Genomic DNA, 21,929 nt, shown 5'->3' with positions numbered 1-21,929 from the left:
CAGTTCTTCTGGCAGCTGCAACTCAACAGTGCTCATGACGTGGAACGCCGCCGAGGAGACTCGGCTCACGGGGATGATCGGTTTCGACATGACTGGTGAATCGGCGTGAAGCGGGTCGAGGATGCGGGGTTATCTCGTAAACGCCCCTCGCAAAACATAGGTGCTAACGCTAAGCGCACCGACTTCGCCCTCGCTGCTTAAGCGAGTCCGATAGTCCGTCAGCCCGGGGGTGTTCCCGCTCCGGTAGCTGGCGTCATTAAGGGAACTTGCTGTGGTGTTGTGTTTCAGGGCACCACGGGACTTGCACTGGAACTGGGCTCGTCGATCAAGGTGTCTGTCCCCATGATCGGAGCCAAGTAGAACAGTAGACAGACTGCACCCGGAGAAGCCGCGGTTTCGTAGTTGTGGACGGGGGTTCGATTCCCCCCATCTCCACGAAACCCACGTCATGAGCAACGCCCCGACTGCCAGGTCATCGACTCGGCAGCCGGGGCACTGTTGTCTCTGCGGGTGACGCTGCTCAGCTCTCCGGCCACACCCCGGAGCTGCCTCGCCTGTGGCTGCCGACCAGGTGCGTGTCCACGACGCCGATGGCTTCCATGAGCGCGAAGAGGTTGGTCGGTCCGACGAAGCTGAAGCCGCGCGCTTTGAGCTGCTTCGTCAGCCACCTCGACTCCTCGCTGCTGCTCGGGACCTCGGCAACGGTCGTGGGCCTCGGCGTCACCTGCGGCTTCGCGCTCCAGACCAGCTCGTGCAACGGTTCGCTCTCGCGAAGGACGATCGTCGCGCGCGCGTTCTTGATGATCGACGAGATCTTCAGACGGTTGCGGATGACACCCGCGTCGAGCATCAGCCGCTCGAGGTCGTCGTCACCGAACTCGGCGACGGCATCCACGTCGAAGCCGCTGAACGCGGCGCGGAGAAGGGGACGACGCTGCAGGATGAGTCGCCACGAGAGCCCGGATTGGAAGATCTCCAGGCAGAGCCGTTCGAACACGCCTCGCTCGTCAACGATCGGCATGCCCCACTCCGTGTCGTAGTAGTCCATCAGCAGCTGATCCTGGCTCGCCCAGGGCGGGCGGGCCAGCCCATCTTCGCCGATCACGAGCTCTGTCGAGGCACTCGCCGAGGGGAGCACTGCGGACGGCTGGGTGGATGCTGGCATGGGTCTTTCCTCTCCGGACGCGGAATCCTGCAATCTCCGCGAACCGGGACGGACGCGAACGGCACTGATCGAGAACCTGCTGTGTCGAGAACGGTACCCGGAGCCTCCGACACCCAGCCGCGCTTGTCCACAGCCAACCGAGCGGAGGAGCTAGCTCCCCGCTGGCACCTGCGAGCCGGTCAGCTCCTCGCCGTCGCTGCTCGCGACCAGACAGGCGAGGTCGCGGTCTCCCTCGGCCCAGCTCGCCTCGCTCGGCACGAGGTGCAGGGCGGTGAGCCCCGCCGTGGCATCGGAGCCGAGCCCGGCGAAGTCTGCGGCGCACCGTGCGTCAGCCTCGGCCGTCAGAGCCTCCTCGCCGGGGAAGTCCTCGCCCAGCTCTGAGGGCGTGATGGACAGCACCTGGTAGAGATGCGGGGTGTCGCAGGACCCAGCGATCGTAGCGACCGTCTGCGCCGCATTCGACGAGAAGCAGTCACCGGCAGACAGCTCCGTGATCGGCACCATCCGGGGAGCATCTGGCGAAGCCGTGCAGGCCGTCAGCGCGGCTCCCGCGAGGAGCGCGGTCAGGAGCGTTGCGGGGAGTCGGTGAGCCACGCTCCCAGGCTAGCTGGCTGAGCCCGCTGCAGTGCCAGCCGTCGGCTGGCCGTCCACGGGAGTCACGATGCAGAGGACCTCGCGGTCGCCGCCACCCCACGACTCCGCGCTCGGCACGATGCCGGTGTAGTTCCAGCTCGTCAGGAAGGGCTCGGCGCCGATGAAGCCGGTGAAGGCGGCCGAACAGATGTCCTGGAGCGCCGTATCCACCGCGGCATCGCCCGGGAAGTCAGCACCACCCTGCATGTCTTCCGTGTGGTACGCCTCGAAGGTGTGCAGCGAGTCGCAGTTCGGGAACAGCTCGGCGTCGTCGGCGCCGGACTCGAGGTCGAAGCAGTCGCCCACCTGAAGATCTTCGATGCCGGTCATCGTCCCTGCGACCGCCGTCGGCGTTGGCGTGGCGGTCTCGCTCTCCGTCGGCGTGGTCGTCGACGACTCCGTCGCCTCTGTGGTGGACGACGTCGTCACCACCGGGTCCGAGCCGCCACCCGCGAGGGTCGTGACCAGCGTGCATCCGCTGAGCAGGAGGAGGGCGCTGAGCCCAAGGGACGCGCCTGCGGCGCTTCGTACGGCGGCGGTTCGCATCGTTGCTCCTCGTGGGGGTGTACGTGGTCCAGAGCTCCATGCCGCTCCCGGAGTCGCGACTGGACCAGTCTATTGCCGCATTCCCGAAGATCACCACTGAGGCTCGGACCGGCGAAGCGGCCCGTGCGGTTCCGGAGAGCGGCGTAGCATGTGCTCCATATGCCACGAGAAGCGACTTCCCCCAAGCAGCGGTCAGACGAACAGCTCGATGCGACCTCACCGTCGTCCGCGTCGTCGCCATCCACGCAGGAAGCATCGCGCTGGCCGGCCTTCGCCGTGTGCGCGGCGGTCGCGGTCCTCACGATCCTGGACCTCGCCAAGGTCAACGTGACCCTCGGGCCGATCGAGCACACCCTCGGGGCGGCCTCGTCCGACGTGCAGCTCATCGTGGCCGGCTACGTCCTCGCGTTCGGCATCCTCCTCGTCCCCTCGGGCAGGCTCGGCGACCTCTGGAACCGCAAGCGCCTGTTCCTCATCGGCCTCGTCGCCTTCGGACTCGCCTCGCTCGTGTGCGCGCTGAGCGTCACGACGGAGATGCTCATCGGCGGGCGCATCCTGCAGGGATTCGCGGCCGGCATCCTCATGCCCCAGGTGCTCGGACTCATCCAGCAGCTCTTCACGGGGCAGGAGCGAGGCAGGGCCTTCGGCATCTTCGGCGCCATCGTGGGCCTCGGCACGGCGTTCGGGCCGACCATCGGCGGGCTGCTCATCGGCCTCCTCGGGGAAGAGGCGGGCTGGCGCTGGACCTTCGCGATGAACGTCCCGCTCGCGCTCATCGTGCTCCCCTTCGCCTGGCGTCTCCTGCCCTCGAAGCAGGAGGTCGCCCGAGGTCAGACTCTCGACCTCTTCGGCGTCGCCCTCCTGGGCCTGGCCGTGCTCACGACGATGCTGCCCTTCGTCCTCACCTCGGGACGCGACACCGACGACCCCGCTCGGTGGTGGCTGATCGCACCGGCGGTCGCACTCTTCGTCGGCTTCATCCTCTGGGAACGGCGCTATCTCCGTCTCGGCAAGACCCCCGTCGTCGACTTCGCGCTCTTCCGCACGCCCTCGTACCGGCACGGGGTGCTCATCACGACGCTCTTCTTCGCGGCCATGCCGGTCGGCTTCCTGCTCGTCACGCTGTTCCTCCAGCAGGGACTCGGACATCCGGCCGTGCTGGTCGGCGCAGTCTCGGTGCCATACGCCCTCACATCCGCCGTGGTCGCCGCGGTGTCGGGCAGGTGGACGTTCCACCACGGGGCGACGCTCGTCGCTGTCGGCGTCGCCCTCTTCGCGGTGGGGTACGCGGTAGTGCTCGTCGTCACCCAACTGGCGGAGCCGGAGCTCTCGCCATACCTGGTGAGCGCCGCCCTCATCATCTCCGGAGCGGGGGCGGGGCTCGTCATGGGGGCGAACCAGATGCGGATGCTGCTGCACGTTCCCGTCGAGCAGGCCGGCATCGCAGGCTCGTTCGCACAGGTCGGTCAGCGCCTCGGGAACGCGATGGGACTCGCGATCGGCAGCTCCGTCTTCTTCGCTGGCGTCGCGGCACTGCAGGTCGCGGGAACGGGCCCGGACACGAGCTCGCCCGTGGTCCAGGAGGCGTACAAGGCGTCCGTCGCGGGCGGGCTCATCGTCGTCATCGGGCTGTCCTGCATCACGCTCGTGGTCGCCATCGTCGACCTCGCCGGCCACCGCAGACGCCAGCGCGCCCAGCCAGCGGGGGAGTGACCCGCGCGGGCCGGGCCCCGGGCTGAGGTCAGCGCGCGGCGAGCGCCTTGAGCGCCTGCTCGTGCAGGAGCCCGTTCGTGGCGAGGGCGCTCCCATGCCACGGCCCCTCCTCGCCATCCATGCTCGTGAACGTGCCGCCGGCTTCCACGACGATCGGCACGATCGCGGCCATGTCGTACGGCTGGAGATCGAACTCGCCGGCGACCTCCATCGCGCCTTCGGCGACCAGCATGTACGACCAGACCTCGCCGACCGCGCGCGTGCGCCACACGGCACGGCTGAACTCCAGCAGCTGCGCTGAACGCCCCGCTTCGTCCCAGCCCTTGAGGCTGTTGTAGCTGACGGAGGCGCGTTCGAGCTCGTCGACGGCGCTCACCTGGATGCGCCGGTCCGTCGCGACGTCGCTGTCGCTGAGGTCGTCATCGAGATACGCGCCCTGGCCTGTCGCGCCCCACCACCGGCGGTTGAGGCCAGGTGCCGAGACGACGCCCACCTCGGGGACGCCATCGATGACGAGGGAGATGAGCGTCGCCCAGATCGGGATGCCGCGCATGAAGTTCGCCGTGCCGTCGATCGGATCGATGATCCACTGTCGGCGGGAGGTGCCGTGCGAGCCGTACTCCTCGCCCAGGATGGCGTCGCTTGGACGTGTCTCCGCGAGACGCGAGCGCAGCGCCTGCTCGACAGCGCGGTCCGCATCCGTCACCGGCGTGCGGTCCTCTTTCTCGTACACCCCGAGCGAGCGCGAGTTGAAATGCTTCATCGAGATCGCGTCGGCGATGTCGGCGAGCTCTCTCGCGAGGCGAAGGTCGGAGGAGAGCGGATGCAGGAGTTCGGTGGCCACCAGCTCAGCCTAGGCCAGCCCGGTGATCAGTAGGCGGTGTCCGCTGCCTGATCGAGGGAGAGGAACAGGCGTCGCAAGGAGTCGAGCCTGGCGATTCCCGCCTCGTCGAGCTCCCCGTCGCGCACGGCGTCGTCGAGCGCGCAGTCCGGGGCGTCGGCCCGGTGCGTGCAGCCTCGAGGGCATTCCTCGGCGATCACGGAGAGCTCGGTGAAGCCCTGCAGCACGTTGTCGCGGTTCACGTGTCCGAGGCCGAAGGAGCGGACGCCCGGGGTGTCGATGATCCAGCCGGTGCGGCCGTCCGAGGCCTCGACGCGGACGGCGAGCGTGGAGGAGGACGTGTGCCTGCCACGACCGGTGACCGCGTTCACGACACCCGTCTCGCGAAGGGTGCCGGGGACGAGGGCGTTGACGAGGGTCGACTTGCCGACGCCCGAGTGGCCGACGGCCACGGTCGTGTGCCCGCTGAGGGCGGCGCGGAGCTCCTCGATGGGCTCACCGCCGGGGCGAGACTCGAAGACCTTCACGCCGAGGGGCTCGACGAGCGCACGGAGCTCATCCGCAGGCGCCACGTCGGTCTTCGTCAGCACGAGGAGCGGTTGGATGCCGGCGTCGAGCGCAGCGACGAGGTAGCGGTCGATGAGTCGAGGCCGCGGCTCGGGCTGGGCCGTCGAGGCGACGATGAGCATCTGATCGGCGTTCGCGACGATGACGCGCTCGACCTGATCGGTGTCGTCGGCGCTGCGTCGGAGCAGCGTCTTGCGCTCGCAGATGCGGACGATGCGGGAGAGGCTGCCGGTGTCACCGGTCGTGTCGCCGACGAGGTCCACGAGGTCGCCCGTCACGATCGCCGTGCGGCCGATCTCTCGCGCCTTCGCGGCGGTGACCGTGCGTTCCTCTGGTGTCCCCTCGTCGAGGAGCACCGTGTAGCGGCCACGGTCGACGGTGACGACGCGCCCCGTCACCGCATCGCTGTGCTTCGGGCGCTGCTTGGACCTGGGCTTGTTCGCCTTGGGGTTCGGGCGGACACGGATGTCCTCCTCATCCCAGTCGCCGTAGGCGTCGAACGCGTCGCCGAGTGAGCGGGACACGGTCAGATGGCGAAGGCCGCGAGGTCGACGCTGCCATCGTCCTCGCCCTCATCCGGGTCGCTGTGCGTGCCCTGGTCGAGCATGTCCTGCCAGAGCTGCACGAATTGGGGCAGGGTCTTGTTCGTCGCGTGGATGTCGTCGACCGTGACTCCCGCGATGGCGAGACCGACGATGGCACCCGAGGTGGCCATTCGGTGGTCCTCGTAGCTTCGCCATTCGTGCGCCGTGCGCTCTCCTGGAACGATCTCGAGTCCGTCTTCGAGCTCTGTGACCTCGCAGCCGATGCCGCGCAGCTCTGCCGCGATGGCCGCGACGCGGTCGGTCTCGTGACCGCGGAGGTGCGCGATCCCCGTGATGCGGCTCGTGGTCGTGCACAGCCCGCACAGCGCTGCCAGGTTCGGGGCGAGCTCACCGGCCTCGGAGAGATCCAGGTCGACACCTGGCACCTCGGCTCCCTCGGCGATGCCGCGCTCGACCGTGCAGGTGAGCACGCCGTCCTCGACCGAGATGGTCGCGCCGAACAGGGGGAGGAGATGCTGGAGGTGCGAACCGACCTGCGTGGTCGACTCCGGCCAGTCCTCGATCGAGACGCTGCCGCCAGCGACGAGCGCGGCGATCAGGAACGGCTCGGCGTTGGAGAGGTCCGGCTCGATCGTCAGCTCGCGCCCGTCGATGGCGCCGGGCTCGGCCCGCCAGGTGCCGGGGGTCGAGTCGTCGATGTCGACGCCGCGCTCGCGCAGCGCCGCCAGCGTCATGTCGATGTGCGGCTGGCTCGGAACCCGATCGCCGGAGTGGATGAGCGTGAGTCCGTCCGTGAAGCGCGCGCCCGCCATGAGCAGCCCGGAAACGAACTGGCTGGAGGCTCCTGCGTCGATCGTGATCTCGCCGCCCGCGACCTCACCGGTGCCGTACAGCGAGAAGGGCAGGCCGCCCCTGCCGTCGTCGCGCACTTCCACGCCGAGCGCCTTGAGCGCATCCACCGTGCCCTTCATCGGGCGTCGGCGTGCGGCCTCGTCGCCGTCGAAGGCCACCGGGCCGAGCGCGAGGGATGCGAGCGGGGGAACGAACCGCATGACCGTGCCCGCGAGACCGCAGTCGATCGAGACGCCGCCTTCGAGCTCATCGGGCGTGATCTCGAGATCGTTCCCGAACCGCCCGTCGCCGGGCACCTCGGTGATCTGGGTGCCGAGCTGCCGAAGCGCGTCGATCATGAGCTCCGTGTCTCTGGCCCAGAGCGGGTGCCGGAGCTTCGATGGCCCCTCCGCAAGCGCCGAGAGCACGAGCTCGCGATTCGTGAGGCTCTTCGACCCGGGGATCTGCAGGCGCGCGTCGATCGGCGAAGTCGCCGTCGGAGCCTCCCACGGACCGTCGCCGAGGGTCAGCGGCTCGCTGCCCTCGTCATCTCGGTACAGGTCGAAGCGTGGTCCGGAATAGCCAAAGATCTCCATTGGTTGACAACGATACCGCCACACACGCGCGCACCACCCGGAAATGCGTTTCCACCTGACATCGAAGAGGAGGGCAGCCCTTGCCGACAACGCTCGCGCCGCCGAGGCGTCAAGCCGCTGAGCGGCGCACGGCAGTACACTCACGCGTAATGAGTGAGCAGAAGTCGCCTCAGGCGACCCCAGACCAGGACGAACTCCGGCAGCTGTTCGAGGAGCAGGCGCTGCAGTACATCGACCAGTTGTACGCGGCGGCCATGCGCATGACTCGGAACCCCGCGGATGCGCAGGATCTCGTGCAGGAGACCTTCGTGAAGGCCTTCGTCGCGTTCGCTCGCTTCGAGCAGGGCACGAACCTCAAAGCGTGGCTGTACCGAATCCTCACGAACCTCTTCATCAACTCGTACCGCAAGAAGCAACGGGAACCGTACGCGAATGCGCTCGAGGACCTCGAGGACTGGCAGCTGGGCGGCGCCGAGTCGGCGACCGCGCAGACGTCTTCGCGGTCGGCTGAGGCCGAGGCGATCGACCACCTTCCCGATTCGACGGTGAAGGACGCCCTCCAGGCGATCCCGGAGGACTTCCGCCTCGCGGTCTTCCTCGCGGATGTGGAGGGCTTCTCCTACAAGGAGATCGCAGACATCATGAAGACCCCCGTCGGCACCGTCATGTCGCGGCTCCACCGCGGCAGGCGTCTGCTTCGCGATCGCCTCACCGGCTACGCGAGGGAGAACGGCATCATTCCGCCCTTGGACGGGGACGAGCAGGAAACAGGGAGCAAGAAATGACCGATTGCGGCTGCGAGAAAGCGAAGGACGCCCTCGAGGAGTACCTGCGCAACGAGCTCGCGAGTACAGATGCGAGCGACATTCGCGAGCACCTCGAGCACTGCAAGGACTGCGAGAGCGAGCTGCACGTGAATCGTTCGCTCATGGAGGTCGTGCAGCGAGCCTGCAAGGAGCGCGCTCCGGAGGAACTGCGGATGCACGTGCTCGACCAGCTCCGCAGCATCCAGCGCTCGCACGGCACGCCCGTCGCGAACTGAGCCGAGCAGCACCGAGACGCCCGCGCGGCAGATGACTGCAGACTCGAACGATCACGCCTGGCGCGCCCTGTCGAAGCGGGTCGGCGAAGCGGCAGCCGAACTGGATGCGCGGGCTGCCAGGCGTGAGACGCTCGGCGAGCTCGTCGAGCGCCGTTCCGTGCTCGGGATCCGTCGCGGGCCCGTCATGCGACGTGTCTCCAGCGTCTGGCGGCTGCGCGAGCTGCTGCTGGACGACCAGGGCGGGCTGTACCGGGTCGGTTCGGTCATTCGCGTCGCCAAGCAGCCCGACCACTACAGCGAGCAGTCAGCCCTCGCCGCCGAGCGTCGCCGCGTCCAGCTGGCCGCGCTGCGCTCGGGCTTCGAGGTGGGCGAGACCGTCAACTACGGCGCGACGCCGATCCAGCTCTCAGACGGCCTGGGTGTCGACGCGCACCCTGGGCTGGAGGTCGTCGGCGGCGAGGTCGTGCTGCACTGGGGTGCCGTGCCCGGCGCCCAGGCGGGTCTCGGCGCCGGCAGCTCGAGCGCGCTCGCCGCGTACCTCGACGACGCCGTGGCGCTCCTGACCGGTCGTTAGCGGCACACGCGCACGCACACGACGAAGACGCCCGCCCGATTGCTCGGAGCGGGCGTCTTCGTCGTGCAGACGAGGCGCGAAGCCTAGTCGGCGAGAACGCCCTCGATGAGCTCAGCCTGCTGGCGCTGGTGAGCCTTCATGGTGCCCACGGAAGGAGCAGAGGACTCCGGTCGTGTGACGGCTCGGATCGTGCGTCCTTCGAGCATGGGGGCGAGGTGCGTGCGAATGAACGGCCACGCTCCCTGGTTCTCCGGCTCGTCCTGCGCGTAGACGATCTCCGCGTTCGGGTACTCGGCGAGGAGGCGGTTGATCTCTTCACCTGGCATCGGGTAGAACTGCTCGAGACGCACGAGCGCGACGCTCGTGTCCTCGCGCTTGTCGAGCTCCGCACGCAGGTCGTAGTGCAGCTTGCCCGCGTGCAGCACGACGCGGCGCACGGCCGCCTTGTCCGTGATCCGCTCGTCATCGAGGACGGGGCGGAACGAGCCGTTCGTGAAGTCCTCGACCGGCGAGACGGCGCTGCGGAGACGCAGCATCGACTTCGGCGTGAAGATCACGAGTGGCTTGCGGGGACGCGCGTACGCCTGGCGGCGCAGCAGGTGGAAGTGCGAAGCCGGCGTGGACGGCATCGCGACCGTCATGTTCTCTTCCGCGGCGAGCGTCAGGAAGCGCTCGATGCGCGCCGACGAGTGGTCGGGGCCCTGGCCCTCGTAGCCGTGGGGGAGCAGCAGCACGACGCTCGAGCGCTGGTTCCACTTCTGCTCGGACGCCGAGATGAACTCGTCGATGATGGTCTGCGCGCCGTTGACGAAGTCACCGAACTGCGCTTCCCAGAGCACGAGCGCGTCAGGTCGCTCGACCGAGTAGCCGTACTCGAAGCCCAGCACCGCGTACTCGCTGAGGAACGAGTCGTAGATGGAGATCGGTGCCTGGTTGTCGCTGAGGTTCGACAGCGGCAGCCAGTTCTGGCCGTTGAGGCGATCGTGGAAGAGCGCGTGGCGCTGCACGAACGTGCCGCGGCGCGAGTCCTGGCCCGACATGCGCACCGGCGTGCCCTCCATGAGGAGCGAGCCGAGCGCGAGGAGCTCGCCGAATGCCCAGTCGATGCCACCGTCTCGGCTCATCTGCTCCCGCTTGGAGAGCACCGCCTTGAGCTTCGTGTGCACCGAGAAGCCCTCTGGCGGGTTCCCGTGCGCGTCGCCGATGATCTCGACGACCTCGCGTGCGACGGCGGTCGAGTCCGGCTCGGAGCGGTGGTTCTCCTCGCGAGAGCCGACGGCTGAGAGCTCGGCCGCGGAGATGGGCGTCGACTGCGTCTGCGCCTGGTGGGTCTCCGCGAAGGCGCGCTCGAGGCGGTCGTGGAAGTCCTTCTGCGCCGCGTCGAACTCGTCCTGCGTGATGTCGCCACGGCCGACGAGGGCTTCCGCGTAGAGCTTGCGGACCGAGCGCTTCGCCTCGATGAGGTTGTACATGAGGGGCTGCGTCATCGACGGGTCGTCGCCCTCGTTGTGGCCACGGCGACGGTACGAGATGAGGTCGATGACGACATCGCGCTTGAAGCGCTGGCGGTAGGCGAACGCGAGCTCGGCGACGCGAGCCACCGATTCGGGGTCGTCGCCGTTCACGTGGAAGACGGGAGCCGAGATGGCCTTCGCGACGTCGGTCGAGTACATCGACGAGCGGGCGTCGCGCGGGGTGGTCGTGAAGCCGACCTGGTTGTTGATGTTCACGTGGATCGTGCCACCCGTGCGGTAGGCGCGGAGCTGCGACATCTGCATCGTCTCGTAGACGACACCCTGGCCGGCCATCGCCGCGTCACCGTGGATGAGGATCGGCAGCACGGCGTCGCGGCCGTCGGACTTGCGGTCGATCTTGCCGCGCACGATGCCTTCGAGCACGCCGTTCACCGCCTCGAGGTGCGAGGGGTTGGCGGCGAGGTAGACGGGGATCGTCGCGCCGGATGCCGCCGTGAAGGTTCCCTCGATGCCGAGGTGGTACTTCACGTCGCCGGAGTTGCCGCGTCCGGAGCTGGACTGCACGCCCTCGAACTCGCGGAAGATCTGCCCGTAGGTCTTCCCCGCGATGTTCGTGAGGACGTTGAGGCGACCACGGTGGGCCATGCCGATGGCGACCTCGTCGAGGTCCTCCTCCGCTGCGCCCTGGATGATCGTGTCGAGCAGCGAGATGACCGACTCGGATCCCTCGAGGGAGAAGCGCTTCTGGCCGACGTACTTCGTCTGCAGGAAGGTCTCGAACGCCTCAGCCTCGTTGAGCTTGTTGAGGATGCGCATCTGCTCTTCGTGCGTGGGCTTCGTGTACGGGTGCTCAAGCTCGTCCTGGAACCAGGCGCGCTGCTCCGGGTCCTGGATGTGCATGTACTCGATGCCGATCGTGCGGCAGTAGGAGTCGCGCAGGATGCCGAGGATGTCGCGGAGCTTGAGCATCCGCTGGCTGCCGCCGAAGCCGTCCGCGACGAACTCGCGCTCGAGGTCCCAGAACGTGAGTCCGTGATTCTCGATCTCGAGGTCGGGATGCGTGCGCTGCACGTACTGCAGCGGGTCGATGTCCGCCATCATGTGGCCGCGGACGCGGTACATGTTGATGAGCTGCTGCACGCGCGCCGTCTTGTTGATGGACGCGGCGAGGTCGACGTGCACGTCCTGCGACCACACGACGGGCTTGTACGGGATGCGCAGCGAGGCGAAGATCTCCTCGTAGAAGTTGTGCTTGCCCGTGAGGTGCTCGTGCACGATCTTGAGGAACTCGCCGGAGCCGGCGCCCTGGATGACCCGGTGGTCGTAGGTGCTCGAGATGGTGAGGCGCTTCGAGATGGCGAGGTCGTCGAGGACGTGCTGCGCCATGCCCTGATAGGGGGCCGGGTAGTCGAGGGCGCCGGCACCGATGATGGCGCCCTGCCCCTTCATGAGCCTCGGGACGGACTGGAGGGTTCCCATGCCGCCCGGGTTCGTGAGCGAGATGGTGGTGCCCGCGTAGTCGTCTCCGCTGAGCTTGTTCTGGCGTCCGCGCTTGATGAGCTCCTCGTACGCCCCCAGGAACTCGCGGAAGTTGAGGGTCTCGGCCTGCTTGATGCTCGGCACGACCAGGGCGCGGGTTCCGTCCGGCTTCGGCACGTCGATCGCGATGCCGAGGTTGACGTGCGCTGGCTCGATGGCGGATGGCTTGCCGTCGATCTCGTCGTAGTAGACGTTCATGCTGGGGAACTTGATGAGCGCCTTCACGAGCGCCCAGCCGATGAGGTGCGTGAACGAGACCTTGCCACCGCGGGTCCGCCGGAGGTGGTTGTTGATCACGATGCGGTTGTCGATCATGAGCTTCGCGGGGATCTCGCGGTAGCTCGTGGCCGTCGGCACCTGCAGGGAGATGTCCATGTTCTTGGCGATGGCCTTCGCCATGCCCTTGAGCGGCGACACGATGTTCTCGCGCGACGGGGCCTTCTCCTTGTCAGCGGCGGGTGCATCCGCTGGGATGAGCTTCTCCTGAGGGGCTGCGGCAGTCGTCTTCGCCTGCTTGCGAGCCTCACCGTCGGCCGCTGGCTTCTTCGCCTCAGCCGCGGGAGCCGGAGCCGCCTTGGCGGGCTGAGCCGCTGGCGCCGTCTTCGCGGGAGCAGCGCCCTGCTGCTTCGCGTACTGCTCGAGCGTTGGCCACCAGGCCTCGTCTACGCTCTTCGGGTCCTTGACGTACTTTTCGTACATCTCCTCGACGAGCCAGTCATTGGCTCCGAAATCGGACTTTGCTTCGTCTGTACCCGCACTGGTCAAATGACTCGCCACCTGAGTTCGTCTCGCGTTCGTCTAGTGATGCGGGACGCGCCGAATCTGGGCGGCGACCCCATCGAGTGACAAGCCTAACGCCCTTGGCGAGCGCTCTGCGCGAAAGTGGGGTGAGGAGGGGGCTCCGCAAAGTAATCTGGAGGCCATGCACTTCTCTGGTCCTGCCCCTCACCACGAGCTCACCTACTCCGATGTGTTCCTCATTCCGAGTCGTTCCGACGTGGGTTCGAGACTCAACGTCTCGCTCGCCCCGGACGACGGGACCGGCATGACGATTCCGCTGGTCGCCTCGAACATGAACGCGGTCACCGGGCCCCGCATGGCAGCCGCCATAGCGCGCCGCGGCGGGCTCGGAGTCCTTCCCCAGGACATGTCGCTGGAGGAGCTGCAAGCCGCCATCCGCTGGGTGAAGTCGCAGGATCCGGTGCTGGACACTCCGTTCACGGCGAAGGGCGAGGCGACGGTCGGCGACGTGCTCGAACTCGTGCCGCCGGTGGCCGGCTTCGGCGTCTCGGTGCTCGGGCCCACCGGAGATGTGCTGGGAGTCCTGCAGGCCTCGACCCTCGCGCGTGTCCCGAGCGACGCCGTGCTCGCCGACCTCAGCCACCACTTCGTCGACGAGATCCCCGTCTCGCTCGCGCGCGACTCGCGCGCGGTCTTCAACTCGTTCGCCGAGACCGGGTCGAACTTCGCCCCCGTCCGGACCGAGGCCGGCGAGGTCGCGACGGTCACCTCGGGCGGTGCCCTCCGCAGCACGATCTACCGCCCTGCGCTCGATTCGGAGGGACGCCTGCGTGTCGCGGTGGCCGTCGGCGTGTCGCGCGACGCGCTCGAGCGTGCTCGGGCACTCGTGGAAGCCGGTGCCGACGTCCTCGTGCTCGACACGGCACACGGCCACCAGGGGAGCATGCTGCGCGCCATCGAGGCGGTCCGCGGCGCGGAGCTCGGTGTTCCCATCGTCGCCGGGAACGTGGTGAGTGGAAGCGGAGTCCACGACCTCGTGTCGGCCGGGGCGAGCATCATCAAGGTCGGCGTCGGACCGGGTGCGATGTGCACGACCCGCATGATGACGGCCGTGGGTCGTCCGCAGTTCTCGGCCGTGCTGGAGACCTCGGAGACGGCGCACGCGCTCGGGGCACGCGTATGGGCGGATGGGGGAGTGCGCTACCCGCGCGACGTCGCGCTCGCGCTCGCCGCGGGAGGCTCCGCCGTCATGATCGGCTCGTGGTTCGCCGGCACCGTCGAAGCGCCTGGCACGGTGCGGACGGACGAGTCGGGCAACTGGTTCAAGGAGTCGTTCGGCATGGCGTCGACCAAGGCCGTCGAGGCTCGGTTCGGTGACCTCGAGCCCTACGAGCGCGCCCGCAAGCTGCTCTTCGCGGAAGGGATCTCGTCCTCGAAGATCATGCTCGACCCGAAGCGTCCAGGTCTCGATGACCTGATCGACATGATCACGACGGGCGTTCGCTCGTCCTTCACCTACGCGGGCGCCGACTCGCTGCCCGAGTTCCGCCAGCGCGCGAAGGTCGGCATCCAGTCTGCCGCCGGCTACGAAGAGGGCAAGGCCCTCCCGGTGTCCTGGTAGTCGCGGTCGCGTGAGGGTGGTCTTCGCTATACTTCGTGGCAACTATGGACGATGACCATCCTCCGCGATCCGCACCCTCACGCGCCGCAGCTCTGCCTGCGTTGAGCGCCGCCTCCTCTCCGGCTCGGCATCCCCGAACCATCCCCGTATCGAGGGGTGAGGGTTCGTGAACGAGTGGGTCATGCTCGGCATCGGCGTCCTCCTGACGGTGGGGACCGGCGTCTTCGTCGGGTCGGAGTTCGCTCTCGTCAACCTCGACCGCAACGACCTCGAGAAGCGTCGGGAACGCGGGGAGAAGCGCCTCACCCCGACCATCAACGCGCTCAAGCACACGTCGACGCACCTCTCGAGCGCGCAGCTCGGCATCACGCTGACGACCCTCCTCACCGGCTACACGATGGAGCCGGCCATCTCGTCGCTGCTCTCGTCCCCGCTCGGCGCCGTGGGGCTGCCGGAGGACGCCGTGCGCCCCGTCGGCGCCGTGCTCGCGATCGTGATCGCCACGGGGCTCTCGATGGTCATGGGGGAGCTGATCCCGAAGAACTTCGCGCTCGCCGTGCCTCGCGCGACAGCGAAGTTCCTCATCCCGCTGCAGGTCGCGTTCACGACCGTCTTCCGCCCGGCCGTCGCGGTGCTCAACGGAAGCGCCAACGGCCTCATCCGGGCCCTCGGCATCGAGCCCAAGGAGGAGCTCTCCGGCGCCCGCACGGCGGAGGAGCTCTCGAGTCTCGTCCGCCGCTCCGCGCTCGTCGGACTGCTCGAGGGGGAGCGGGCGGTTCTCCTGAGCCGCACGCTGCGATTCTCCGACCACATCGCGGCGGACGTCATGACGCCCAGGCCGCGTGTGCAGTCCATCGCGGTCGACGCCCCCGTCCAGGACCTCATCGACCTCGCGAAGTCGACGGGCCATTCCCGATTCCCGGTGACCGGTGAGGACATCGACGAGATCGTCGGCGTCGCCCACCTGAAGAACGCCGTCTCGCTGCCGCTCGATCGCCGCCGTTCCGTGCCGGTCGGCGCGATCAAGACGGATGCGCTGCTCGTGCCGGAGACGCTGGGGCTCGACGCTCTGCTCGCCGAGCTCCGCTCCGGTGGATTCCAGCTCGCCGTCGTGCTCGACGAGTACGGCGGCACGAACGGGGTCGTCACCCTCGAGGACCTCGTTGAGGAGATCGTCGGCGAGCTCGTCGACGAGCACGACCGAGCGCATCTCGACGTCGTGCGCGCCAAGGGCCGCACGACGTTCGACGGGATGCTCCGACCGGATGAGGTACGAGACCGCCTGAACATCGAGCTCGACGACGACGGGCCCTTCGAGACCGTCGCCGGCTTCATGATGAACGCGCTCGAGCGCATCCCAGCGGTCGGCGACGAGGTGCAGGTCCCCGTCGGCACGTTCCGTGTCGAGCGGATGGAGGGTCGCCGGGTCGATCGAGTCGCGTTCACGCCGAACGAGTCCTACGAGTCGAGGGAGGCGCTCATGCAGCGCCTCGCCGACAAGCACGCCGAGAAGCACGCCGAGAAGGAGAACCGTGGCTGAGTACTGGTCTGGACTCGCCTGGCTCGTGGTGCTTCTCGCCGCGAACGCCTTCTTCGTCGGCGCGGAGTTCGCGGTCATCTCCGCGAAGCGATCGCAGATCGAGCCCCGCGCCGAGCGCGGAAGCAAGGCCGCCCAGCAGACGCTCTATGCGATGGAGCACGCGACCGGCATGCTCGCGACGAGTCAGCTCGGCATCACCGTCTGCTCGCTGCTGATCCTCAACGTCTCCGAGCCGGCGCTGCATCACCTGCTCGAGATCCCGCTCTCTGCGACGGGGCTCGGCGAGGAGATGATCTCCACGATCGCGTTCGTCATCGCGCTCATCGTCGTCTCGTACCTGCACGTCGTGCTCGGCGAGATGGTCCCGAAGAACATCTCCTTCTCGGTCCCTGACCGTGCGGCGCTCCTGCTCGCCCCGCCGCTCGTGTTCTTCTCGCGGCTGTTCGCACCGGTCATCTGGGCGCTGAACGGCATCGCGAACACGACGCTGCGGATGTTCGGCGTCGAGCCGAAGGCCGAGACGACGAGTGCGTTCACCTTCGACGAGGTCGCGGGCATCGTCGAGCAGTCGAAGCGCGAGGGAGTGCTCATGGATCGTGCCGGCACGCTCTCGAACACCTTCGAGTTCACGGCGAAGAAGGTCGCCGCGGTCGCGATCCCGGGCGAGCAGCTCGTGGTGCTGCCGCCGGAGGCGACACCGGAGATGCTGCAGCGAGCGGTCTCCGAGCACGGCTACTCGCGCTACATCATCCTGGACGAGGAAGGTGAATTCTCCGGCTACGTGCACCTGAAGGACGTGCTCGACCTCGACAAGCCGGACGAGTTCGACCAGCCCATCCCGGTCAAGCGCATCCGCTCGCTCGACTCGATGCACGATGAGGCCGACCTCGAGGACGCGCTCGCCACGATGCGGCGCACTGGGAGCCACCTGGCAAGGGTCCTCGATCGAGAGGGCAACACGCTCGGCGTGCTCTTCCTCGAGGACATCATCGAGGAGCTCGTCGGCGAGATCCGGGACGCGACTGCTCGCCACTGATCGCCGGTCTCCTCGCCGGAGCGCGGTGGCGACTTGGCGTGTCGTCGAAGAGCGACCAGTATGGCCGGGTGAGGGAATTCGATGCTCAGGATGCCGCGGCCAGCGTCTTCGCGCCGCGCGAGGACGACCACAAGTACCGCCGGGGTGTCACGGCGTTCGTGACGGGCTCCACGCACTACCCGGGCGCCGCCGTCCTGGGGACGAGGGCCGCCCTCGCGACCGGGATCGGGATGGTGCGCTACGCCGGGGGCGAGGCGGAGACCAAGGCGGTGCTGTGGCAGAGTCCGGAGGTCGTCGCCGATCTCGCGTCGTTCGATGCGCTCGTCGTCGGGTCCGGAGTGGATCCGAAGGACGTGCGGCGCACCAGCGAGGCCCGGGAAGCGCTCGATCGTGCTCGGGAGCTCGACGCGACGGTCATCGCCGATTCCGGCGCGCTCGGGCAGATCGCCAAGCGCGTGCTGGGAGGCCACCACGTGCGCCGATGCATCCTGACGCCCCATGCGGCCGAGCTCGCCGCCCTCATCACGAAGCTCGAGGACACCGAGGTGCATGCCACAGACGTCATCAAGGAGCCGGAACAGGCTGTCCGCCTCGTGACGGATCGTCTCGGCTGCACGCTCGTGCTCAAGGGGCACCGCACCTACATCGCGGGGGACGGTCCGACGATCGTCGTGGATGCGCCGGGAGCCTGGCTCGCCACGGCGGGGACCGGTGATGTGCTGGCCGGGGCCATGGGTGCGCTGAGCGCCGTCGCCTCGAAGCGAGACGTGGCCGAGCAGCCGGAGCCGCAGCACCTCGCGGCAGCGGCTGTCTGGCTGCACGCGCGAGCCGGCTGGCTGGCGTCGCAGCTGAACGCGGGAAACGCTGAGGCCGCTTCCGCGCTGCTTGCCCCGATCGACGAGCTCACGAGGTTCGGTCCTGGTGCGCCGATCAGGGCGAGCGATGCGACCGCTGCGTTGCCGCGCCTCGTCGGAGCGCTCGTGGCGTCCAAGCTGCGCGCCTGACCTGGGGTAGCTTGTCCCGCATGACTTCGTCGTGGATCGCCCGTCACTGGCCGGGCCCTCTCTCGATCGTGACGCTCTGGCTTGCCTTCGCGGGCGTCCATTACGTGCTGATCCTCGTGAACCTCTACTCGCTCTCGAACCCCATGGGAGACGTGTTCCAGGTCTACCGCGGGTGGGTCGACCAGGCCCAGCTGGGGCAGGTGCCCGGCATCGATACGACCTTCGTGTACCCGCTGCCCTCGCTCCTGCCGATGCTGGTGGCGGACGCGGTCGGCGGGCAGGCGAACTACGGCCTGGGCTGGCTGCTGGTGGTCGCGGCCGGCAACGCCGTGGCGTTCGCGGCGCTGACGCTGTGGCGCCCCTCGTCTCGCGACGCCAGGCTCCGGCAGATCGCCGCCTGGTGGTGGCTCGTGCTCATGGCCCTGCTCGGACCGGTGGCGCTCGGCCGCATCGATGCGGTGAGCGTGCCGATCGCGATCCTCGCGCTGCTGGCGCTTCGGCGTCGTCCCGAGATCGCGGGTGCCCTGCTCACGTTCGGCGCATGGCTCAAGATCTGGCCAGCTGCCGTGTTCGCGGCGGCCTTCATCGTGCTGCGCCACCGACTCTGGCTCGTTGCTGGTGCCGTCGTCGTGTGCGCTGCCGTGCTCATCCCGGCCCTCGCGCTCGGTGGCGGGTCGAACGTGTTCTCCTTCGTGACCGAGCAGACGGGGCGAGGGCTGCAGGTCGAGGCGGTCGCCGCGACCGTGCCGATGTGGCTCGCGTCGATGCAGGTGCCTGGCTACGACGCCTACTACTCGATGGAGATCCTGACCTTCCAGGTCGACGGTCCCGGCACGGAGTTCGTGAGCGCTCTGCTCACGCCGGTGCTTGGCGTGGCCGTGCTCGGCGTGGTGCTGCTCGCACTTGTCTCCAAGCGTCGTGGCATGCCGTTCACGCGCCTGTTCCCGGCCTTGTCGCTCGCGCTCGTGCTCTCGTTCATCGTCTTCAACAAGGTCGGCTCGCCGCAGTTCATCACGTGGCTCGCGCCGGTCATCGTGTTCGGGCTCATCGTCGACGTCAGGCGCTTCGCGCTGCCCGCCGGCATCGCCCTCTGCATCGCCTGGCTCACGCAGATCATCTATCCAGGCAACTACAACTTCGTGACCGATGCCCACTCCGCCGGCGTCGCGCTCCTCGCGGGTCGCAACGGGCTGCTGGTCGTGCTGCTCGTCTGGGCGCTCTGGGCGATGTGGCCGCGCAGCAGGCGAGCTGTGCGCGCGGCTCCGAGCGGCAGCTCGGCGGCTCGCACACCCGCCAGCTCAGCCGTTCGCGAGCATGGAGCGGATGGCGTCGCCGACGTGGTGGATCTCGAGCAGGAACCCGTCGTGGCCGAAGTTCGACCTGATCGTGACGGCTCTGTCGCCTGAGTAGCTGTTCTGCACGCCCGCGGCGATGCGGTGCTGCGTCTCGGGCGGGAAGAGCACGTCCGTCGAGATGCCGATGACCATGGTGGATGCGGTGACGCGCGCGAGCGCGGCATCGAGGCCTCCGCGGTCGCGGCCGACGTTGTGCGAGCTCATGGCCGTCAGCAGCGTGATGTAGCTGTTGGCGTCGAAGCGACGCGTGAAGCGGTTGCCGTGGAAGTCGAGGTAGGACTCGACGGCGTAGCGCCCTTCGTCCTGCTCCGGGCTGAGGTTGGACTGCCAGCTGCGTCCGAAGCGGTCGTCGAGCTCGGTGCCCGACCGGTAGTTGAGCATGGCGAGGCGCCGCGCGAGGGCGAGGCCGCGGTGCGGTCCGAAGCCAGCGGGCTCGTCCGCGTAGTCGCCGCCGTTGAAGTTCGGATCGAGCCTGATGGCGTCGATCTGCAGGGTATTCTGCGCGATGGTCTGCGCGTCGGACGCCGCAGGGGCACTCATCACGACGAGCCGCTGCGTGCGGTCGGGGTACATGATGCCCCACTCGAGCGCGTGCATGCCGCCCATGGAGCCGCCGATGACGGCGGCGAACGAGGCGATGCCGAGTTCGTCCGCGAGCAGCGCCTGCGCTCGCACCTGGTCGCGGATCGTGAGCACCGGGAAGGAGGATCCGTACGCGTTCCCGCGAGCATCGAGGCTCGCGGGTCCCGTCGAGCCCTGGCAGCCGCCGAGCATGTTGGGGGCGATCACGAAATAGCGGTCCGTGTCGAGAGGGGCCCCGGGACCGACGATGCCCGGCCACCAGCCTGCAGTGGGATGCCCGGGCCCGAGCGGCCCCTCCACGTGCGAGTCGCCGGTGAGCGCGTGGAGCACGAGGATCGCGTTCGAGCGGTCGGCGTTGAGCGTGCCCCACGTCTCGTAGGCGAGCCGGATGAGCGGGAGCTCGCCGCCGTGCTCGGGGCTGAACGCCCCGAGCCAGGCGAACTGGCGGTGGCCGACGTCGTCGCCGTCGCGCCACGCGCCCGAGGCGGGCGGCCTCAGCGAGACCGCCCGCAATTCGTCGTTCGGAATTCTGCCGCTCGGCGGCGAGATGCCGTGATCTGTCCAGTCCATCAGCGCCAGGCTAGCGGCTACCCCGCGCCTAGGCGCGAAGCGAGTCGAGGGCCTGCGAGAGGTCCGCGATGAGGTCGTCGACGTTCTCGAGGCCGACCGAGAGGCGCACGAGTCCGGGGTTGATGCCGGATGCGAGGAGCTGCTCTGGGGTGAGCTGCGAGTGCGTCGTCGACGGCGGGTGGACGATGAGGCTGCGCACGTCGCCGATGTTCGCGAGGTGGCTGAAGAGCTGCACGCGCTCGACGAGCTTGCGGCCAGCTTCGACGCCGCCGCGGAGCTCGAACGACAGGATGGCACCTGCGCCGTTCGGTGCGTAGCGCTTCGCCAGGGCATTCCAGGGGCTCGTCTCGAGGCCCGCGTAGTTGACGTTCTGCACCTCGGCGTGGCCCTGGAGCCACGACGCGATCGCGGTCGCGTTGGAGACGTGGCGTTCCATGCGGAGGCTCAGCGTCTCGACGCCCTGCAGGATCTGCCAGGACGAAGCGGGTGCGATGGATGCGCCGATGTCGCGCAGCAGCTGCACGCGGGCCTTGGTGTGGAACGCGTTGGCGTTGCCGAGGGCACCCGTGTAGCTGAGGCCGTCGTAGCTCGGGTCGGGCTCGGACAGGCCAGGGAAGCGGTCCTTGTGCTCATCCCAGGGGAAGGTGCCGCCGTCGACGATGACGCCGCCGATCACGGCGCCGTGGCCGCCGAGGAACTTCGTCGCGGAGTGGACGACGATGTCGGCCCCGTGCTCGAAGGGCCGGATGAGGAAGGGGGTGGCGATGGTGTTGTCGACGATGAGGGGCACGCCGACCTCGTGGGCGACCGTGGCGACCGTCTCGATGTCGAGGATGTTGACGGCCGGGTTGCCGATCGTCTCGCCGAAGAACAGCTTCGTGTTGTCCTTCGCCGCTGCCCGCCAGGCATCTGGGTTGTTCTGGTCCTCGACGAAGGTGACGTCGATGCCGAGCTTCGCGAACGTGTACTTGAAGAGGTTGAACGTGCCGCCGTAGATGGACGTCGAGGACACGATGTGGTCGCCGGCTCCCGCGATGTTCAGGATCGCGAACGTCTCAGCCGCCTGGCCGGAGGCGAGCGCGAGAGCCCCGCTGCCGCCTTCGAGGTCGGCGATGCGCGCCTCGAGCACCGCGGTCGTGGGGTTCGTGATGCGAGTGTAGATGTTCCCGGCGCGCGAGAGGGAGAAGAGATCGGCCGCGTGCTGTGCGTCATCGAACACGTAGGAGGTCGTCTGGTAGATCGGGGTGACGACCGCGTTGGTCGTGGGGTCGGGGGCAGAGCCTGCGTGGATCTGCCTGGTCTCGAAGCTCTGGGTCATGGGTAGCCTCCGTGTCGGCCGCGACCCGACTGGACAGTCGGGTGGCACCGAGTGTGGCAGTGGGCGCTGGCGCGGGCAACGGAGCGGGACACAAA

Annotated in this window: 18 protein-coding genes and 1 other RNA gene; 10 read left to right on the top strand and 9 right to left on the bottom strand. The window is 68.3% G+C overall.

Annotation, left to right across the window (positions count from 1 at the left end; all coding sequences use genetic code 11):
* Window positions 1-69 precede the first annotated feature (69 nt).
* Window positions 70-438, top strand: a transfer-messenger RNA (tmRNA) gene (gene ssrA / locus C5E06_RS11360).
* 82 nt (window positions 439-520) lie between these two features.
* On the opposite strand, the gene C5E06_RS11355 is transcribed toward ssrA, so the two are convergent.
* The 3 genes from C5E06_RS11355 to C5E06_RS11345 all read right to left on the bottom strand — a co-directional run bounded on the left by C5E06_RS11355 (window position 521) and on the right by C5E06_RS11345 (window position 2,344).
* On the bottom strand, window positions 521-1,165 hold the full coding sequence (locus C5E06_RS11355) for a DNA-3-methyladenine glycosylase I (protein WP_104306916.1): 645 nt from the start codon (window positions 1,163-1,165) through the stop codon (window positions 521-523).
* A 150-nt stretch (window positions 1,166-1,315) separates the two neighbouring features.
* Complete coding sequence (locus tag C5E06_RS11350) at window positions 1,316-1,759, bottom strand: septum formation family protein (RefSeq protein WP_146081371.1); 444 nt, start codon at window positions 1,757-1,759, stop codon at window positions 1,316-1,318.
* 9 nt (window positions 1,760-1,768) lie between these two features.
* A complete protein-coding gene (locus tag C5E06_RS11345; RefSeq protein WP_104306914.1) occupies window positions 1,769-2,344 on the bottom strand; it encodes a septum formation family protein in 576 nt (191 codons plus the stop codon).
* Between the two features lie 159 nt (window positions 2,345-2,503).
* Here C5E06_RS11345 and C5E06_RS11340 point away from each other — a divergent pair, with 159 nt between their 5' ends.
* Window positions 2,504-4,057 carry an MFS transporter gene (locus tag C5E06_RS11340; protein ID WP_104306913.1) on the top strand — a complete coding sequence of 518 codons (1,554 nt, stop codon included), beginning with the start codon at window positions 2,504-2,506 and terminating at the stop codon, window positions 4,055-4,057.
* A 28-nt stretch (window positions 4,058-4,085) separates the two neighbouring features.
* Here the strand turns inward: C5E06_RS11340 and C5E06_RS11335 are convergent, their stop codons facing one another.
* Genes C5E06_RS11335 through aroA form a run of 3 tightly spaced genes read right to left on the bottom strand, consistent with a single transcriptional unit; the run spans window position 4,086 to window position 7,437 of the window.
* Entirely contained in the window at window positions 4,086-4,901 is an 816-nt protein-coding gene (locus C5E06_RS11335; protein WP_104306912.1) for an inositol monophosphatase family protein, read from the bottom strand.
* Window positions 4,902-4,927: 26 nt separating this feature from the next.
* Window positions 4,928-5,989, bottom strand: coding sequence for a ribosome small subunit-dependent GTPase A (rsgA, locus tag C5E06_RS11330; protein WP_104306911.1), 1,062 nt, complete (start codon window positions 5,987-5,989; stop codon window positions 4,928-4,930).
* Window positions 5,990-5,991: 2 nt separating this feature from the next.
* Window positions 5,992-7,437, bottom strand: a complete 1,446-nt coding sequence (gene aroA / locus C5E06_RS11325; protein ID WP_104306910.1) for a 3-phosphoshikimate 1-carboxyvinyltransferase — start codon at window positions 7,435-7,437, stop codon at window positions 5,992-5,994.
* Between the two features lie 149 nt (window positions 7,438-7,586).
* Between aroA and C5E06_RS11320 the strand changes: the two genes are divergently transcribed.
* The 3 genes from C5E06_RS11320 to C5E06_RS11310 are packed head-to-tail and all read left to right on the top strand — an operon-like array spanning window position 7,587 to window position 9,053.
* Complete coding sequence (locus C5E06_RS11320; protein ID WP_104241530.1) at window positions 7,587-8,222, top strand: sigma-70 family RNA polymerase sigma factor; 636 nt, start codon at window positions 7,587-7,589, stop codon at window positions 8,220-8,222.
* Window positions 8,219-8,479 carry a zf-HC2 domain-containing protein gene (locus tag C5E06_RS11315; protein WP_104241529.1) on the top strand — a complete coding sequence of 87 codons (261 nt, stop codon included), beginning with the start codon at window positions 8,219-8,221 and terminating at the stop codon, window positions 8,477-8,479. The genes C5E06_RS11320 and C5E06_RS11315 overlap by 4 nt, the downstream gene beginning before the upstream one ends.
* Before the next feature lie 31 nt (window positions 8,480-8,510).
* Window positions 8,511-9,053 (top strand): hypothetical protein, encoded by a 543-nt coding sequence (locus C5E06_RS11310; protein WP_104306909.1) that lies wholly within the window; start codon window positions 8,511-8,513, stop codon window positions 9,051-9,053.
* Between the two features lie 83 nt (window positions 9,054-9,136).
* On the opposite strand, the gene C5E06_RS11305 is transcribed toward C5E06_RS11310, so the two are convergent.
* Window positions 9,137-12,844: a multifunctional oxoglutarate decarboxylase/oxoglutarate dehydrogenase thiamine pyrophosphate-binding subunit/dihydrolipoyllysine-residue succinyltransferase subunit gene (locus tag C5E06_RS11305; protein WP_104241527.1), complete on the bottom strand. Its 3,708-nt coding sequence runs from the start codon at window positions 12,842-12,844 to the stop codon at window positions 9,137-9,139.
* A gap of 145 nt (window positions 12,845-12,989) precedes the next feature.
* On the opposite strand from C5E06_RS11305, the gene C5E06_RS11300 reads away from it, so the two are divergent.
* From C5E06_RS11300 to C5E06_RS11280, 5 genes are all read left to right on the top strand, one after another.
* Window positions 12,990-14,429: a GuaB1 family IMP dehydrogenase-related protein gene (locus C5E06_RS11300; protein WP_104306908.1), complete on the top strand. Its 1,440-nt coding sequence runs from the start codon at window positions 12,990-12,992 to the stop codon at window positions 14,427-14,429.
* 181 nt (window positions 14,430-14,610) lie between these two features.
* Window positions 14,611-15,969, top strand: coding sequence for a hemolysin family protein (locus C5E06_RS11295; RefSeq protein WP_104307278.1), 1,359 nt, complete (start codon window positions 14,611-14,613; stop codon window positions 15,967-15,969).
* Window positions 15,962-17,005: a hemolysin family protein gene (locus C5E06_RS11290; protein WP_104306907.1), complete on the top strand. Its 1,044-nt coding sequence runs from the start codon at window positions 15,962-15,964 to the stop codon at window positions 17,003-17,005. Before C5E06_RS11295 ends, C5E06_RS11290 begins: the two co-directional genes overlap by 8 nt.
* Window positions 17,006-17,073: 68 nt before the next feature.
* A complete protein-coding gene (locus C5E06_RS11285; protein WP_181059277.1) occupies window positions 17,074-18,009 on the top strand; it encodes an ADP/ATP-dependent (S)-NAD(P)H-hydrate dehydratase in 936 nt (311 codons plus the stop codon).
* 20 nt (window positions 18,010-18,029) lie between these two features.
* Window positions 18,030-19,415, top strand: a complete 1,386-nt coding sequence (locus C5E06_RS11280; RefSeq protein ID WP_104241523.1) for a glycosyltransferase 87 family protein — start codon at window positions 18,030-18,032, stop codon at window positions 19,413-19,415.
* Here C5E06_RS11280 and C5E06_RS11275 read toward each other — a convergent pair.
* Complete coding sequence (locus tag C5E06_RS11275; protein WP_104241522.1) at window positions 19,308-20,516, bottom strand: homoserine O-acetyltransferase; 1,209 nt, start codon at window positions 20,514-20,516, stop codon at window positions 19,308-19,310. The genes C5E06_RS11280 and C5E06_RS11275 overlap by 108 nt on opposite strands.
* A 28-nt stretch (window positions 20,517-20,544) precedes the next feature.
* Window positions 20,545-21,834 carry a bifunctional o-acetylhomoserine/o-acetylserine sulfhydrylase gene (locus C5E06_RS11270; RefSeq protein ID WP_104241521.1) on the bottom strand — a complete coding sequence of 430 codons (1,290 nt, stop codon included), beginning with the start codon at window positions 21,832-21,834 and terminating at the stop codon, window positions 20,545-20,547.
* Window positions 21,835-21,929 lie beyond the last annotated feature (95 nt).

Origin of the sequence: Pseudoclavibacter sp. RFBI5 (assembly GCF_002931395.1) — a bacterium.
Taxonomy (GTDB): Bacteria; Actinomycetota; Actinomycetes; order Actinomycetales; family Microbacteriaceae; genus Pseudoclavibacter.
Note: the sequence above shows the minus strand (reverse complement) of the source record. Positions and strands in the feature narration are given on the sequence as shown.